Raw genomic sequence first — 17,824 nt, 5'->3', positions numbered from 1 at the left:
TAAGGCGTATTATTCGTTATTTATTAGGGCTCCGTGTTATTATAATAAAACACCCGACGTTTTTATTATTAAACTTTACACATTGAAATGTAATATAAGGACGCTTCGCCGTTCGTTCAAAAAGGTGGTTCTCATGAAAAATAAAAAAGAAGATGGAATGCAGCAAATGGATGATGCTAAAAGAACATTTTTGTCTGGAGAAAATTTTTATGCGCAACACTTACTTGGCGCTCACCGAGAGAAAGATGGCTATGTTTTCCGAGTATGGGCACCGAACGCACTCGCCGTTTTTCTAGTTGGTGATTTTAATGGCTGGCAGGAACAGGTGATGGAAAAAGATGAGACAAGCGGAATTTGGCAGATTTATACGGAAGATGCACATGAAGGGGAGCTTTATAAATTCAAAGTTCGTCAAGCGGATGGTCGTGAAATTCTAAAAATTGATCCTTTTGCGGTTCGTTTTGAAAAAAGACCTGGAGATGCTGCGGAATTGTACAATTTCCCTGAAAAAAAATGGAAAGATGGCTTATGGCGCGGACGTAATAAACGTTCAAATGCGTTTAAGCGCCCGTTGAACATTTATGAAATGCACGCAAGTTCATGGAAACACCATGAAGATGGAACACCCTACAGCTTTGCGGATTTGAAAGAAGAGCTTGTTCCTTATCTCGTTAAAATGAATTACACCCACGTTGAGTTTATGCCGTTAATGGAGCATCCATTAGGGCGCTCATGGGGGTATCAACTGATCGGCTATTTTGCTTTAAGTTCGTATTATGGCACACCGGAAGAGTTTCAAAATTTTGTTGAAGCTTGTCATTTGAATAATATCGGTGTATTTGTCGATTGGGTACCAGGTCACTATTGTATTAATGATGATACGTTGCCATATTATGATGGCACCCCGCAGTTTGAATATACAGACCCTGATCGGGCGAAAAACAATCGCTGGGGCTCAATCAATTTTGATTTAGGCAAGCCACAGGTACAAAGCTTTTTGATTTCAAGTGCGATGTTTTGGATCGAAATGTTTCATATCGACGGTATTCGCGTAGATGCAGTGTCTAGTATGATTTATCGAGATTATGATGATGGTCCTTGGACGCCAAATCATGAAGGCGGAAATCGGAATTTTGAAGGCTATTATTTTTTACAAAAGTTGAATGCTGTCATCAAACTGGCACATCCTAATGTTTTGATGATTGCTGAGGAAAGCTCATCTGAAACACCAATAACAGGGATGATCGAAACGGGTTCATTAGGCTTTGATTTTAAATGGAATATGGGCTGGATGAATGATGTTCTTCGTTTCTATGAGATGGACCCAATTTTTCGTAAAGACAATTTCAATTTGATCACTTTTTCGTTTATGTACATGATGCAGGAAAATTTCATTTTGCCGCTATCTCATGATGAGGTAGTACATGGTAAAAAGAGCTTGATGCACAAAATGTGGGGTGACCGTTATAAACAATTTGCGCAGCTGAGAAACTTGTACACCTATTTCATGGTACACCCTGGTAAAAAATTATTGTTTATGGGTAGTGAATGGGGACAATTTTTAGAATGGAAATTTGATGAAGCCCTAGAATGGATTGATTTGAAGGATGCTTTAAATCGATCGATGCAGTATTTTACCGCTGAGCTGAATACTTTTTATAAAGAACAGTCTGCCTTGTGGGAGCTAGAGGACTCACACGATACGATCGAAATCATCGATGCAGACAATACTAGTGAATCCGTCTTAACCTTCATGCGTAAGGGTAAAAGAAAAAAGGATTTCTTAATTATTGTTCTAAATATGACACCGATCGAACGTCGCGAATTTCATATTGGCGTTCCATATCCGGGAACATATAAAGAAGTTTGGAATACTGAAATGAAAGAATTTGGTGGAACTTGGACGAAACACAATGAGGATTGTCAAAGTGAACCAATCAAATTTAAGGAGTACGGTCAGTTGATTAAGACGACTGTCCCAGCTCTAGGTGCTATTATTTTAAAACCAGAGTCAGTCAACACACGCAAGTAATAGAGGGGAGGTCGATGAAGGAAAGTCCTTCATCAAACAAAATGAAAACAGAAATTTTAGCAATGATTTTAGCCGGCGGGAAAGGTTCTCGTCTCGGCAAACTTACACAAAAAATTGCAAAACCTGCAGTCCCTTTTGGCGGTCGCTATCGGATTATTGATTTTACACTAAGTAATTGTATCAATTCAGGTATCAACAATGTTGGAGTTGTAACGCAGTATCAACCATTAGCATTGAACAATCATATTGGAAATGGCTCGAGCTGGGGTTTTGACGGTCTTAATTCTGGTGTTACGATTTTACAACCATATTCTAGCAATGATGGCAGTAAGTGGTTTGAAGGAACTGCTCACGCAATCTATCAAAATATGGACTATATTGATCAGATGGACCCGCAATATGTTTTAGTCCTATCTGGTGATCACATTTATAAAATGGATTATGAAGCAATGCTAGAGGATCATAAAGCGAACAACGCTTCATTGACTGTCGCAGTAATCGGAGTCCCAATTGAAGAAGCTTCACGATTTGGGATTATGAATACCGATGAAAATGATCGGATTATAGAATTTGAAGAAAAACCAGAAGAACCAAAAAGCAATCTTGCTTCAATGGGAATTTACATCTTCAACTGGAGCCGTTTACGCAGCGTACTGTTAAACAGTTACAAAAAAGATGATCAAATGCTGGACTTCGGAAAACACGTGATTCCGGCTTATCTTGAAAGCGGTGAAAATGTCTTTGCTTATCGTTTTGACGGGTATTGGAAAGATGTGGGTACGATTGATTCACTTTGGGAAGCCAGCATGGAGTTTATCGACCCAGACCACAGCCTGAATATTCGTGATAAGAATTGGCGGATTTTAGCAAAAAATACAATTTCACCACCTCATTTCTTGACAGAAAATGCGGATGTGAAAGACTCTCTGGTGGTTGACGGTTGTTATGTAGCCGGTGAAGTAAAAAATAGTATTTTATCGGATGACGTTCAGGTTAAAGAAGGTGCTAAAGTCGTTGACAGTGTCATTATGCCTGGCGCAACAATTGGTAAAAATGTACAAATTACGAAAGCGATTATCGGTGAAAATGCGATTATTGGCGATGATGCTGTCGTTGATGGCTCAGAGGAAATTGCTGTAGTGGGTTATTCAGAAGTGATTGGAGTGTTGACAAGTGAGAGCGAATAAAATGTGTGCCATTTTGGGCAATGTGTACGAATGTCCAGAATTATTACCTTTAACTGAAAAAAGACCATTGGCAACGTTGCCTTTCGATTGTAAATATCGTCTGATCGACTTTAATTTGTCGAACGCTATCAACGCGAATATAAAGTCTGTATATATGGTGTTCAATCAAGGAACCACCAAGTCTGTTTTTGACCATATTGGAGGCGGCCGCGAATGGCATTTGGACAGTGTTGATAGTCGCTACTTTATTCATTTCTATCAAGATTTCTTGAAGAAAAAAGCCGAAGGACGTCCTTATTTTGAATCAGTGATTGATTATTTGAATAAATCAAAATCGGAATATACTGTCTTTATGGGCAATCGTATGCTTTACAATATTGATTTGGAATCTGTTTTAAAAATTCATCTGCAAAATGATAGTACCATGACGGTTGTTTATAAGAAAATGCCGAAGAATCAAATTTATCGTCAAGATGAAATCATCGAAGCAGACGAACACGGTATTGTACAAGGCCATCACAATTTCTTGGAAGATAAAACAGATGATGAGCTGTTGAATCTCAGTATGAAAATCTTTATTTGCCGCACGGACTGGTTGATCAATGCTTTGCAAGAAGGGCAAAACTTAGGTGGACCAGTTGCACTCGTGGATTTCTTAACTTTAGCAATGGATCAAGTAAAAACATATGCTTATGAATATACCGGCTTTTTAAGTAACATTTTTGATATCAAGTCTTATTACGATGCGAACATGGCCATGCTAGATCCAAAAAAATTCACTTCTCTGCTTTATTCAAAACAAAAGATTTATACTAAATTGAAGAATGAAGTTGCCACCTACTACTCTCCAACTTCGGAAGTGAAAAATAGTCAGTTTGCAACCGGCTGTTTGGTAGATGGAAAGGTTCATGGATCGCTGATCGCTCGAAGCGTAATTGTTGAAAAAGATGCAGAAATCGAAGAATCAATCATTATGGCAAGCTGTACGATTAGTGAAAAGGCCTATATTAAGCATGCAATCTTAGATAAGAACGTGGTGGTTGAACCAGGTATTAAGATTATCGGTTCTGCTGAACAGCCAGTAGTGATTAAGAAAAATACCCATGTGTTAAGTGACGTTTACGGAGGCGAATAGGCGTGAAGACATTATTTGTAGCAGCGGAATGTGCGCCCTTTTTTAAAACAGGAGGATTGGGTGATGTTGCCGGTGCTTTGCCAAAAGCATTGAAAGAAAAGGGAACGGATATTAAAGTCGTGCTTCCATTTTTCACTAAGATGCCGCAGCGATATAAGGATCAATTACAAGACTTGTTCTCTTATGATGTTTATGTCGGTTGGCGCAAACAGTATTGTGGCGTGAAGTATCTACAAATGAATGGGATTGATTACTACTTTCTGGATAATTTGTATTACTTTGATCGTCCAGAATTGTATGGATACTTTGATGATGGGGAACGCTTTGCCTTTTATCAGCAGGCAGTTATCGAATTGATGGAGAAAATTGATTTTATTCCAGATGTGATGCATTTGAATGATTATCATACATCCTTCATTCCTTGTCTCTTAAAGGAAAAATATCGTTGGATTCAGAAATTCAGCAAAATTCGAACAGTTTTAACGATCCATAATATCGAATTTCAAGGTCAGTACGATCGCGGAATTTTGTATGATTTATTTGGTATGGGTAGTGAACGTTATGATGATGGCTCCATTCGTTTTAATGACTGTGTGAACTTTATGAAGGCGGGGATTCTTTATGCTGATCGGGTAACCACTGTCAGTCCGTCCTATGCAGAGGAAATCAAAACTCCAGAATTTGGTGCGGGTTTAGATGTGATTTTACGGATGGAAAGCGGGAAGTTAAGTGGAATAGTTAACGGGATTGATTACGATACTTTTGATCCAGCAAAGGACCCAGCACTTTTCGCTAATTATGATCAAAGACATCTTGATAAAAAAATCGAAAACAAGGTCCAATTGCAAAAATATCTAGAGCTGCCTGTTCGTCCAGAGGTTCCAGTGATTGGTATCGTCAGTCGTTTGACCTATCAAAAAGGGTTCCATTTGCTACTACAGGAAATGGATAACCTGCTGCAATTTGACGTGCAATTAGTATTGATTGGTACAGGTGATCCAAACTTTGAAAATCAGTTCCGTCATTTCGGCGAAAAGTATCCGACTAAAACAAGTATACAGATTGCTTTTGACGTGACCTTAGCTCAAAAAGTTTATGCAGGGGCCGATATGTTCTTGATGCCATCAGCATTTGAACCTTGCGGCTTGTCGCAAATGATTTCAATGCGCTACGGTACGTTGCCGATCGTACATGAAATCGGCGGTTTAAGAGATACTGTTGAGCCATATAACCCTATCACGAATGAGGGAACCGGCTTTGGTTTTAACATTTACGAATCCTTCTATCTGATGAACGCTATGAAGCAGGCGATTGAACTCTACCAAAATCATCCAGATATTTGGCGAGGGCTGATGCTTGAAGCAATGTCGCGAGATTTCAGCTGGGATGGATCAAGTGAGCAATATTTAGAACTATACAAACAAATGTAGGATTCGAAGAGCCAGAATCTAAGCCATTAGGCGTTGGATTTTGGCTTTTTTCTATCAATACTTTCTTATAAAAGGTACTATGTATGTATTAAGTAATACACGTAATTAAAAAGTGTAGGTTGGAGATGAAAAAAATGAACAAGACGGAATTTAAAAGGCTATTCAGTCAGCGGTTGGCGGAGAAATTTGCAATGGAAGTCAATGATGCTTCACCAAACGAGCTCTATCAAACATTAGGCTCGTTACTGACCTCTACATACTCACAAAATTGGCAGCAGACGTGGAAAGACTATCGAGAAGCAGAACAAAAACAGGCATATTATTTTTCCATTGAATTCCTACCAGGAAAAATGTTAAAGAGCAATCTTTTGAACATGGGCTGGTTGGAGATGGTTACAGAAGCTTTAGCAGAATTGGGAATCGACTTAGAGGATTTAGCAGAAGTCGAACCAGATATGGCGTTGGGGAATGGCGGTTTAGGACGTCTGGCCTCTTGTTTTATGGATTCAATCGCCTCAATGGGCTTACCTGGTAACGGAAACGGGATTCGTTACGAGTACGGTCTTTTCAAACAGCGTTTTGTAGACAATTATCAGGTTGAATTGCCGGACGAATGGCTACAAAAGGGAAATCTTTGGGAAGTCCGTAAAGAGAGCAAAGCGGTAGATGTTCGTATCGGCGGAGATGTTTACATGAGTCATGATGACGCTGGAAATCTGATTCCAAACTATTCAGGAGGCATGGTGGTACGTGCGGTTCCTTATGATACTGGAATGGTTGGGTATCAAAATGGCATAGTAAACACGATGCGCTTATGGTCGGTAGAAATTCCACCTGAGGAAGAGGAGCGTTATCGCAGTATTGGTGATCGACGTGCGGTTGAGGACTTAACTTCAGTGCTATATCCAGATGATTCTAACGAGGCTGGAAGAAGACTAAGATTATCTCAGGAGTATTTCTTTGTTTCAGCAGGAGTGCAAAGTATTTTGCGGTATTATAAACAATTAAAGAAGCCGATGGAGGAAATCAATCAATATATTGCAATCCACATAAACGATACTCACCCAGCGATGTGCGTAGCTGAATTTATGCGACTGTTAATTGATGAAGAAAAAATGGGCTGGGAACGAGCATGGAATGTGACTCAAGAAGTAATGAGTTATACAAATCACACTATCATGGCGGAGGCCCTAGAAAAATGGTCGATCAATATGATGAAAAGCGTTTGTCCAAGAATTTATCAAATCATTGAAGAAATTGATCGTCGCTTTGTTGAAGAAATGACTGGGGTGCACGATTTTGATTTGATTCAACGAACAAGAATTATTCAAGGCGATCAAGTGCATATGGCACATTTGGCGATTATTGGTTCGCATTCGATCAATGGTGTGGCCAAACTTCATTCCGATTTGTTAAAGGCAGTCGTCTTGCATGACTTTTTCTTGCTTTACCCTGCCCGATTTAATAACAAGACAAATGGGATTGCGATGCGTCGTTGGACGCAACTAGCCAATCCTACGATGAGCAAGGTGTTGGACCAATACATAGGAGTTTCTTGGCGCAAACAACCGAGAGAGCTACGTCTATTATTGAATTACGAGGACGATGACCAGGTTCTTAATGTTTTAGCAGAAGCAAAGTTGGAAAATAAGAAACGTCTGGCTGCCTATATTCAAAAACATTGTGGAGTTGAAGTGAACCCGCAGGCGATTTTTGATGTACAGATTAAACGATTGCATGCCTATAAGCGACAATTGTTAAATCTCCTGCATATTATTAAGCTCTATTTGGATTTAAAAGAGAATCCGGAGCTTCCTATCGAACCGCGAGTGTTTATTTTTGGAGCGAAAGCAGCACCAAGCTATCACTATGCCAAATCGGTCATTAAAGTGATCAATGAAACGGCAAGCTTGATCAACCATGACACATCCATCAACAACAAATTGAAGATTGTCTTTTTGGAAAATTATAATGTGAGTTTAGCCGAACGAATTATTCCTGCTGCTGATGTCAGTGAGCAAATTTCACTAGCTTCTAAGGAAGCATCAGGTACTTCCAATATGAAATTGATGTTAAACGGTGCAGTGACAATTGCAACTCTGGATGGCGCAAACGTGGAAATTCGTGATGCTGTGGGCGATGATAATATTGCAATCTTCGGATTGACGGAATCTGAAGTGTATCAATATTATGAAAATAGAAACTATTCTTCAGCCGATATTTACAAGGATGATGCGGTTGTCCACAAAGTAGTAAAAGCATTGATTGATGGTACGATTCCTAATATTATTTCAGAAGGTCAGGAAATTTTTGACTCATTAATCAAATATAACGATGAATTTTTTGTCTTGCGTGATTTTGCAGACTATTGTCTGGCACAGCAATCAGTTGATCAAGCCTATAAGGACAAAAGACGTTGGCGCCAAATCAGCCTGCGCAATATCGCGAATGCTGGACGCTTTTCTTCAGACAACACGGTTCAACGGTACGCAGATGATATTTGGCAAATAGAACCTGTCTTCGCTCATGAAGACGATCGAGGTGTAACACAACATGACTCATATCTACTTTAATCCCTGGTTAGAACGTTATAAACAACCATTTGGTGCTGTTCAAGAAGGGGCGATGGTCAATGTTTGGCTATCTGTCCCAGAACAGCAGAATACCAAGGTTTTTCTAGTCGTTCGTAAAGAGGGAAGTTCTGTTGGACAGAAAATCTTTACGATGGAGCCCGCTACAGAAGATCGATTTCATTTTCAGACGATTATGGATCAGGGCTGGGGACTGTACTTTTACTATTTTAAAATCGTTAATGAAGCGGAAGGGCATGAAACCATTCAGTATTATGGTTTCAAAGGACAAGGTGGTGAAGGGCGAATTTATGGTTCGGAACGAGAGGTTATCCCTTATCAGCTGACTTGTTATCAAAAGTCAGAAAACGCACCGAAATGGTATAGAAATGCAGTGTTTTACCAAATTTTTCCGGATCGTTTTGCTAACGGGAATCCGAATCGCGTTATCAATCAGCCGAAAAAGAATTCTTTCATTTACGCGACGGAAGAGGACGAACCTTTTTATATTAAGAACAAGGAAAACGAAATTGTTCGCTGGGACTTTTTTGGCGGAAACTTTAAGGGAATCCAAGATAAAATTCCTTATTTGCAGGAGCTAGGGATTACTGCGCTTTATTTGAATCCGATTTTCGAAGCCAGTTCCAATCATCGCTATGATACCAATGATTATTTTAAAGTTGATAGCATTTTAGGGACAGAAGAGGAGTTTCGCAGCTTGATCGCGGCTTTGCATACAGCAGGAATTGCCGTTGTGTTAGATGGTGTCTTCTCACATGTAGGAAAAAATAGCCGCTATTTCAATATTTCTGGATTTTATGGCGAAAATACGGGAGCAGCTCGTGATCCACAAAGTCCATATCGTGATTGGTTCACGTTTAATCATTATCCTAATGATTATAAGTCTTGGTGGGGTGTGGCAGATCTGCCGGAAGTTAGAAAAGAAAATCCAAGCTTTCAAGAATTCATTTATGGCGATCTAGACAGTGTGCTATCGAAATGGACTTCGATGGGGGTTGATGGTTGGCGGTTAGATGTTGCGGATGAGCTGACTGATGATTTTATCGCCGGCATTCGTAAAAATCTACTGTCCTATCAAGAAAAAATCCTGATAGGAGAAGTCTGGGAAGACGCTTCGAACAAGATTGCTTATGATACTCGCCGTAAATATGTTTTTGGAGATCATTTGCAGGGAGTAATGAATTACCCGTTACGCCAGCAGATTTTAGATATCCTGAAGCAATCACGCTCGTTGCAGGATATCTGCGAGGAAATGATTCGCTATCAGGAAAATTATCCAGCTGACTTTTATTATAACCAATTGAACAATATTGGAACGCATGATACGGAACGCATTTTAACGATGCTAGATGGTTCTGTTGAAGCGCTGGATCAGGCTTGGGGACTAATGTTTATGATGCCGGGAATTCCTTGTGTATATTATGGGGATGAGGCTGGATTAACAGGTGGAAAAGATCCAGATAATCGTAAGTTCTTTCCGTGGAAATCGATTAATCCGAGACTATTTAAAAATTGTCAGAAATGGATAGAGCGGCGTAAGAAATACGACGTTTTGAAAAATGGACAGTTTTTCCCGTTTTATTCAAAGACGCAGAAAATTTTTGGGATTATTCGCTATTCGGGGAACGATTATGTAATCTATGCCATCAATTTATCCGATCAGGAGCAAAGCTTGAACGTCGGAGAGCTATCTAGTCCGCGTGCGTATCGCGGGGAATACGCTGTTTTAGACCGAATTTTAGAAGGCGAAATTTTGGCACCAAAAGGCAGTCTGTTTATGTATGATTCAGAATAACCGGCTGCTTGCGTTGTATTTTCTGTTTCTTAGGAAATTAAAAAGCATTTTTGCTTCTTTTATGCTAAACTATTGCTATATCAGAACAATGAGGATGATTTTATGCAAACGTACACCAGAAAAAAGTGCCGCTTTCCTGCCTTTGATGATGATGCAGGAGTTAAAATAGTACAAACGAACCAGCGTGTTTTATTTGATGGACAAGACGACTTGATTACGAGCTATCGTCTTGAGGCTAAAGATATTTTTGAACGTCAATTGCCGAAAGCAAAACGGAATAGACGGGTCAGTTTAGACGATGAGCCACGAAGAGAATTAGATCATCATAAAGCAAATCTACCTAAATACCATGATCATAAAGAATCAAAAAAAGTGAATTTGTTTGAAGAACGGAAACCGAAGGAAACTGCAAAGACTAACTTTAATACTCGTAGAGCACGAAACGGCCGCAGTGCCACTCCATTTGCACCGAAATATGTTCCTTCTTCTTTGATTCCAGATACACCAGCGGATGCGGTATCACCGAGAGAATTGATGAGTCGAATGGAAAAAACACCTCAATCCTACATTTTATTTGCTTCTGAAAACGAAGAAAAGCAGCCGGTGATGGAAAGAAAAAATTCGCGTCAACGTTTGGATCGTTCATTAAGAGGAATTATGCAAGAAGATAATTCACAGATCGAAAATAGCAAATATTTTCACGATTAGACAGGAGGTGCCTTAGGGCATTCTTCTGTTGTTTTTAGTCATTGAACTTTTTTGGTTGAATAGTAGAAATAATTTGTACGAAGTAACAACAATGAGGAGAGTGCATATGAATCCATTTGAAGAAAAAATTCGTCAGTTAAGAGCAGGAGAAATCGATCAAATCGAAGTGTCTCGGGATGATTTCTTTTTATTCCGCGAAGCTTGGATCAAGCAAGAAGATAAAAAATTCTTTCGCGGAATTGCTGGGCTTAAGGGAAATATTACCTACGTTTATGATACAACGATTGTTTAAGCTATTGACTTTTTGATGTCAGCTCGGTATCATGAAAAAGGTTCTGCGCGGCGGTGTTGGAATTGGCAGACAAGCATGACTAAGGATCATGTGAGAGCGATCTCGTGTGGGTTCGAGTCCCATTCGCCGCATGAAGGATGTACCAGACAGTGGTGCATTCTTTTTTTTGCATCTAAAACGCTATGTTATAATTATTTCTTTGTATCCTGTTCAACTTCATTCAATTCTTTTGCTAATTTAGAACACAGGAGTTGCTTGTCAAATCGTCATCGGATAAAATTAAATTATTAAAAATGTGAATTTGCATATTTTGGAGGAAGCGGTAATGGAAGCGATTGGTCAAGTCTTAAAAGAGTTTAGAAAAGAGCATGGCATGACACAAAAAGACCTTTCTCAAGGGATTTGTTCCCAAAGTGTCTTAAGTCGAATCGAAAACAATGAAGAGATTCCAAATATTTTTGTGATCCAACAGCTTTGTCATCGACTAGGAATTACGATCGACCAACTGATGCTTGATTTTCTACCGGAAGAATTATTCCTGCGAAAATATTTCAATAAGATGTTCATGTATTTGCGAATTGGAAAATACTTAGAAATACGTGCAACGTTGGATTATTTGGATGAACGTCAGATCACTCATTTAGATAAAGATCGTCAATTAGCTTGTTTTTTCAAGGCAGTTTGTGCTTATTTTATTGATAAGGATGCGGAGGCTGCTCTGGAACTAGTTACACAGGGACTATCGATTTGTGTTTCAAAAAAATATGACGGCTATTTTGACAGTCGAATACTGCTATTAAGTTTTGCTGGGAAAATGAGCTCGGTTTTAGAAAGGATAAATGAAGCACATACTTATTACAATCAAAGTTTTGAATTGTTTAAAACGATGATGGCAGATTATTCAGAGCGTAGTGAATTGAGCAATCTTTTTGTAAATTATGGAACGTTTTTAGTAAAACATGATCGTCTGGATTTGGCAGAAAAGGTTGTAGATATGGGGATAAAATGGAACCGACAGCAATGTAGCTATTACAAGTTGAAGGAACTTTTGGAGCTAAAAGTTCTTATGTTGGAAGCGCGCGATGAGATTCACTTGGTGATTAATTATCGGAAAATGCTGCGTGCATTAGAGAAAATAAAAGATTTGTAAATGGTCTACACCATTCTTGACTTATAATGGATTCAGGAGTAACTTTAAGGTACTAAGAAAAAAAGGGAGAGCTCACAATGAAAACATTTATTTATGCTGACAAATTCTTTTTAAACTCTGGTGTAAAAGGTGCAGGTTATTTAGATGTCACTGATGGCATTTTTGGAGCATATACGAAGGAAAAACCAGAAGGAGCAGAAATCATTGACCAAAGTGGAAAATGGATCGCCCCTGGTTTAGTGGATACACATATTCATGGCTATAAAAATCATGACGTGATGGACAACGATGCTGATGGCATCAAGGTTATGTCTGAAGCTTTATTATCTTGTGGTGTAACAAGTTTCTTACCAACAACGCTGACTTCTTCGAAAGAACGTTTGAAGGATGTTGCCGAAACAATTGGAAAAATGTACAAAGAGGTTGACGGCGCGAAAATTCAAGGAATTTACTTTGAAGGACCATTCTTTACAGAAGAACACAAAGGGGCACAAAATCCTAGCTACTTTGGTGATCCAGACTTGGATACATTCCATGAATGGCAAGAAGCTTCCGGCGGTTTGATCAAAAAGATCGCTTTAGCGCCTGAACGTAAAGGTGTTAAAGAGTTTGTCAAAACAGTCACTGATGAAGGTGTAGTCGTTTCATTGGGACACTCAAATGCGACATTGGAAGAAGCTCAAGAAGCCGTTGAAGCTGGAGCAAGCGTTTTTGTTCATGCTTATAACGGGATGCGCGGCTTGAATCACCGTGAACCAGGTATGGTTGGTGCACTATTGACCTTACAACATGTCTTCTCTGAATTGATTTGCGATGGGCACCATGTGCATCCACAAGCAGCTGAAGTCTTGATGGAAAAGGCTGGACATGATCATGTGGCATTGATTACTGACTGTATGATGGCAGGCGGTATGCCTGATGGTAACTACAATTTGGGCGAATTCCCAGTCGTGGTCGCAGAAGGAACTGCCCGTTTAGAATCTGGTAATTTAGCCGGAAGTATCTTGAAATTGAAAGAAGCAATCAAAAATGTGGTTGATTGGGGAATTGCGACTCCGGAACAAGCCGTGATGATGGCTTCATATGTACCAGCAGTCAGCTGTAAAATTGATGACAAATGCGGGATGATCGCTGAAGGGCGCGCTGCGGACTTCATCGTATTAGAAACTAACATGGATCTTGTAGCAACTTACCTTGATGGTGTTGAACGCTACCACGCGTAAATGAAAATAAATTTTTAACTCGGTCAATTTTTTGATCGAGTCAGACTGTAGACAAAGTCCATTTTATGGATGATGTCTACAGTCTTTTCTTTTATAATAGATTTATGAAAACGAATGCAAGGAGTGATAGTTATGATGTCTAAAAACAATACGAATGGTAGAAATCAATTTGCGATGCTTACGATTGATGATCTAGTTCCTCAAGATCATCTCGTTCGAAAGATTGATGCCGCGCTTGATTTTGAATTTATTTATCCAATCGTCGAAGCCACTTACTCCGATTTAGGTCGCCCAAGTATCGATCCAGTGATTCTGATCAAATTGGTGTTTATTCAGTATTTATTCGGTATCCGTTCCATGCGACAAACCATTAAGGAAGTCGATACCAATGTCGCTTACCGCTGGTTTTTAGGCTATTCCTTCGAGGAGAAAATCCCCCATTTCTCAACTTTTGGAAAGAATTATGTCCGCCGATTTAGAGAAACGACGGTGTTTGAGGATATTTTTGCCTATATTTTAGAACAAGCAGTTAAAGCAGGTTTTGTAACAGAGGATAATTTGTATCTTGATTCTACCCACATCAAAGCTAACGCCAATAAACATAAGTTTACGAAAGAAATGACCCATGATGAAGCGAAAGCCTATCAGGATGAATTAGAAGATGAGATCAATCGTCAACGAATAGAGGCTGGAAAACGCCCTTTTACTTTGGACTTAGAAAAGGAAGTGAAGCTGAAAGAAAGAAAAATAAGTAAAGCTGATCCGGAAAGCGGCTACTACGTCAAAGGCGAACGAGAAAAACAATTTGCTTATTCTGCCCATACTTCATGCGACGACAACGGATTTATTCTTAGCACAATCATCACTCCTGGAAATATTCATGACAGTCAAGTCGCCTTTCAGCTCGTCAAACAATCGAAGAGACTTTTTCCTGAAATCAATTGTGTTGTCGCTGATGCTGGGTATAAGACACCTAAGTTTGTTCACTTTTTGACTCATTTGAACCTTCGACCTTGTTTGCCTTATTCAAGGCCCAAAGGGAAAAAGGGGCTATTATCAAAAAATGAGTTTCTCTACGACGAGTATTTTGATTGTTATATTTGTCCGCAAGATCAAATGCTCGCTTTTTCAACGGTTACTCGAGAAGGGTACCGAGAATACAAATCCAATCCAAAAGAATGTGTGAACTGTCCTCTGCTAAACCAATGTACCAAAAGTAAAAATCATCAACGAGTCATCACGAGACATGTTTGGGGAGATCTGATGGATGAAGTGGAACATCTTCGCCTAACGGATCTGAATAAATCAATTTACAAAAAACGGAAACAAACGATTGAACGAATATTTGCGGATGCAAAAGAAAAGCATGGGATGCGTTGGACCAAGTATCGAGGCTTGGAAAAAGTCGCGACGCATACGATGCTAGTGTTTGCTGCAATGAATTTAAAGAAATTAGCCACTTGGCTATGGAAAGGCAAGGAGCCTTTATTTTTTTGTCCTAAAATTCGAAACGAAGTAGATAAAAAGCTGTTCCAAGCTCGAGTTACGAGTTTGGAACAGCTTTTGTCTACAGTCTGACTCGGTCAATCTTTTGATCGAGTTTTTTTGATTTTACTCAACTTTTTATGGTAAAATTTTTGGCAAAAGTTTTTGTGAGGAAAAATTTAATTAAAAGGAGAAATCTATGGGACCATTAATTGGTGTTATGCCGCTGTACGATGAAGACCGTGATAGTATTTGGCTGTTACCGGGGTATCAAGATTTGATCGAACAAAATGGCGGGATTCCCCTCATACTACCGTTGACGACTAATAAAGAGACGTTGCGTCCATTTTTGTCCATTTGCAGCGGTTTTCTTTTCACTGGAGGACAAGATGTTGACCCTGCTTTGTATGGAGAAGAAAAGCAACCAGTCTGCGGTCCACAAAGCCTAACTCGTGATGAAATGGAGCTTTTTTTCATGAAAGAAGTGATAGCCGAGGACAAACCTTTACTAGCCATTTGTCGAGGTGTCCAATTACTAAACGTTTTGTGCGGGGGCACACTTTATCAAGATCTGCCAAGCGAATATAAGAGTAAGATTGATCACCATATGAAGGCTCCCTATGATCAAGTTCAACATAAGGTTGATCTGCCTGAGGATGGTTTGTTACAACAGCTATTGCAGCGAGATAAATTGGGAGTAAATAGTTATCATCATCAGGGAATTAAGGATTTGGGCGCTGGATTAGAAGTGATAGCGATCTCGACAGATGGACTGATTGAAGGTATTTCTTTGCCAGGTGCGAAATTCGTTTTAGGTGTTCAGTGGCATCCTGAATTTTTCAATGCTGTTACGGTGGAAAATCAAGCATTGATGGCAGCGTTTCTTACAGCATGTAAATAAACGAGCGCTAAATCAAATGTAAAACGACTTAATGGGAGGAAAATAATGGCTTATGAAGGAAGCAAAACTATCCCTGCAGACAAGGATAGTTTTCTTTGGATGATTGATTTATTAAATGAATGGCGAATTGATTATTGGGTGGAAGGCGGCTGGGGGATAGACACCCTTTTAGGAAAACAAACTCGAGAGCACCGAGATATCGACATTGATTTTGACGCTTCCGCTGAGACAGAATTAATGGAAAAGCTATTAGAACTTGGGTATCAAATCATAACTGATGAGCGCCCTACGCGGGTGGAATTGTATCATCCTAAACATGGCTTCCTCGATCTTCATCCCTTTGACCTTAGTGAGGCAGGGAAAATGAAGCAAGCAAATCCTGAAGGTGGTTGGTTTGAGCTAGAAGCCAATTGGTTTTCAGAAGCTATCTTTGAAGAGCGCAGAATTCCTTGTGTTTCTGTTGAGGGACAAAGATTGTTTCACAGCGATTATGATTTAAGAAAGATCGATTTAATTGATTTGGATAAGCTGAACGATAGCTATCCAGTCGACAATTCTCAGTAAAACAGCCTGAGATTACTCAGCTAGAAGATAGATAGGATTCGACTTCATGCTGTTGTAGTCTTCGTATTTCTGTTTTTGGAAATGTTCGATAGTCTTTGCGACGATAGAGCGCGTGATGATGATCCGTGCTTTTTTTCTTATTTTTAGCTAAATAGTCTGCATAAGCTTCGTCATTTACAAAAATTTTATAGGATTTTCGACCAGTTTCGCTGATGATTTCGTAGATACCACAGGGCACCCTTTGAAGCTGATCAGCCACTCTCAAGTAGAGTTTTGCGATCTCCAAGCTTTTAAAAGGAAAATCAATTCGTCGCAGTTGGCGCTTCTCATCTTTTTGAGAACAAATACATCTACCGCAGGTTCCGCAGAGATACTGTTCGTGATTTTCTAGACAGTCCCTTTTTCCTAGTAAAGGTGTCGCGCGACAATTTACTGCATAACATTCTACACATTCTTCCATGATTATAATCCTCCTTTTTTCTTTATTATGTAATCAAAAACTGCAGTTTTCAATCATTTTTTTAAAGTATATTTTTGTAGGCTAGCGACATCTGTCGTTGGCTTTTTTTTTCGCTATGTTAAACTAAAGGAGTTAATAATTATGATAGATGAGGGGGATTATTCAATGTCGTATATTGATGTTATAGATGAGAGTAAATATTACAAAATGGGTGAGACCATTATCAAAGCCAATGAAAAGATAAATTTCTCGATCGAAAAGGGAGAGGTCGCCGTAATCCTTGGTCCAAGTGGAGCAGGAAAATCTACAGTGTTGAATATTTTAGGCGGAATGGATAGCTGTGATGAAGGGAAAGTGGTGGTGGATGGAACCAATATTGCTGCTTTCAGTGATAAAGAATTAACCACTTATCGCCGTAATGATGTCGGATTCGTTTTTCAGTTTTACAATTTGGTTCCTAATTTGACAGCTAAGGAAAATGTTGAATTGGCCTCACAAATTGTTTCGGATGCCATGGAGCCTGAAGCAGTTTTACAATCAGTTGGATTAGGTGAACGGATGGATAATTTTCCAGCCCAACTTTCCGGTGGAGAACAACAGCGGGTAACGATCGCACGGGCTTTGGCAAAACGACCAAAATTGTTACTTTGCGATGAACCGACGGGGGCTTTGGATTTTGAAACTGGAAAACAAATTCTTAAAATATTACAGGATACTGCTCGGGAAAATGGCACGACAGTTGTCATCATCACCCACAATTCGGCGATTGCACCAATGGCTGATCGGGTGATTCGGATCAATGATGCCCAAGTGCGCAGCGAAGAGTTAAATGACCATCCTCAATCAATTGAAGATATTCAGTGGTAAGAGG

Annotated in this window: 15 protein-coding genes and 1 tRNA gene; 15 read left to right on the top strand and 1 reads right to left on the bottom strand. The window is 39.5% G+C overall.

Going from position 1 to position 17,824, the window contains the following annotated elements:
• Positions 1-133: 133 nt before the first annotated feature.
• The 14 genes from glgB (at position 134) to IGI52_RS05925 (ending at position 16,493) form a co-directional block, all read left to right on the top strand.
• Entirely contained in the window at positions 134-2,032 is a 1,899-nt protein-coding gene (gene glgB / locus IGI52_RS05990; protein ID WP_438780733.1) for a 1,4-alpha-glucan branching protein GlgB, read from the top strand.
• A gap of 14 nt (positions 2,033-2,046) precedes the next feature.
• A complete protein-coding gene (locus IGI52_RS05985; protein ID WP_171030580.1) occupies positions 2,047-3,219 on the top strand; it encodes a glucose-1-phosphate adenylyltransferase in 1,173 nt (390 codons plus the stop codon).
• A complete protein-coding gene (gene glgD, locus IGI52_RS05980; protein ID WP_048720184.1) occupies positions 3,206-4,354 on the top strand; it encodes a glucose-1-phosphate adenylyltransferase subunit GlgD in 1,149 nt (382 codons plus the stop codon). The genes IGI52_RS05985 and glgD overlap by 14 nt, the downstream gene beginning before the upstream one ends.
• 2 nt (positions 4,355-4,356) lie before the next feature.
• Entirely contained in the window at positions 4,357-5,784 is a 1,428-nt protein-coding gene (gene glgA, locus IGI52_RS05975; RefSeq protein WP_438780732.1) for a glycogen synthase GlgA, read from the top strand.
• A gap of 134 nt (positions 5,785-5,918) precedes the next feature.
• Positions 5,919-8,357, top strand: coding sequence for a glycogen/starch/alpha-glucan phosphorylase (locus IGI52_RS05970; RefSeq protein ID WP_438780731.1), 2,439 nt, complete (start codon positions 5,919-5,921; stop codon positions 8,355-8,357).
• Positions 8,338-10,170, top strand: coding sequence for a glycoside hydrolase family 13 protein (locus IGI52_RS05965; protein ID WP_438780730.1), 1,833 nt, complete (start codon positions 8,338-8,340; stop codon positions 10,168-10,170). Before IGI52_RS05970 ends, IGI52_RS05965 begins: the two co-directional genes overlap by 20 nt.
• Before the next feature lie 102 nt (positions 10,171-10,272).
• Positions 10,273-10,878 carry a hypothetical protein gene (locus IGI52_RS05960; RefSeq protein WP_438780729.1) on the top strand — a complete coding sequence of 202 codons (606 nt, stop codon included), beginning with the start codon at positions 10,273-10,275 and terminating at the stop codon, positions 10,876-10,878.
• A 106-nt stretch (positions 10,879-10,984) separates the two neighbouring features.
• Positions 10,985-11,170, top strand: a complete 186-nt coding sequence (locus IGI52_RS05955; protein WP_016180002.1) for a hypothetical protein — start codon at positions 10,985-10,987, stop codon at positions 11,168-11,170.
• Between the two features lie 47 nt (positions 11,171-11,217).
• Positions 11,218-11,301: transfer RNA gene (locus IGI52_RS05950), tRNA-Leu, on the top strand.
• Between the two features lie 194 nt (positions 11,302-11,495).
• The gene (locus tag IGI52_RS05945; protein WP_016180003.1) at positions 11,496-12,320 is read left to right on the top strand and encodes a helix-turn-helix domain-containing protein; all 825 of its coding nucleotides are present in this window, start codon (positions 11,496-11,498) and stop codon (positions 12,318-12,320) included.
• A 77-nt stretch (positions 12,321-12,397) separates the two neighbouring features.
• Positions 12,398-13,543, top strand: a complete 1,146-nt coding sequence (gene nagA / locus IGI52_RS05940; RefSeq protein WP_016180004.1) for an N-acetylglucosamine-6-phosphate deacetylase — start codon at positions 12,398-12,400, stop codon at positions 13,541-13,543.
• Positions 13,544-13,675: 132 nt separating this feature from the next.
• A complete protein-coding gene (locus IGI52_RS05935; RefSeq protein ID WP_438780728.1) occupies positions 13,676-15,121 on the top strand; it encodes an IS1182-like element ISEfa7 family transposase in 1,446 nt (481 codons plus the stop codon).
• A 106-nt stretch (positions 15,122-15,227) separates the two neighbouring features.
• Complete coding sequence (locus IGI52_RS05930; RefSeq protein WP_438780727.1) at positions 15,228-15,929, top strand: gamma-glutamyl-gamma-aminobutyrate hydrolase family protein; 702 nt, start codon at positions 15,228-15,230, stop codon at positions 15,927-15,929.
• Positions 15,930-15,974: 45 nt separating this feature from the next.
• Entirely contained in the window at positions 15,975-16,493 is a 519-nt protein-coding gene (locus IGI52_RS05925; RefSeq protein ID WP_438780726.1) for a nucleotidyltransferase domain-containing protein, read from the top strand.
• A gap of 16 nt (positions 16,494-16,509) precedes the next feature.
• Here IGI52_RS05925 and IGI52_RS05920 read toward each other — a convergent pair whose 3' ends face one another.
• Complete coding sequence (locus tag IGI52_RS05920) at positions 16,510-16,953, bottom strand: hypothetical protein (RefSeq protein ID WP_438780725.1); 444 nt, start codon at positions 16,951-16,953, stop codon at positions 16,510-16,512.
• Between the two features lie 165 nt (positions 16,954-17,118).
• Between IGI52_RS05920 and IGI52_RS05915 the strand changes: the two genes are divergently transcribed.
• Positions 17,119-17,820, top strand: a complete 702-nt coding sequence (locus tag IGI52_RS05915) for an ABC transporter ATP-binding protein (protein WP_034877173.1) — start codon at positions 17,119-17,121, stop codon at positions 17,818-17,820.
• Positions 17,821-17,824: the final 4 nt, after the last annotated feature.

The organism is Enterococcus sp. DIV0187, from assembly GCF_051713785.1.
Classification (GTDB): domain Bacteria; phylum Bacillota; class Bacilli; order Lactobacillales; family Enterococcaceae; genus Enterococcus_A; species Enterococcus_A avium.
Note: the sequence above shows the minus strand (reverse complement) of the source record. Positions and strands in the feature narration are given on the sequence as shown.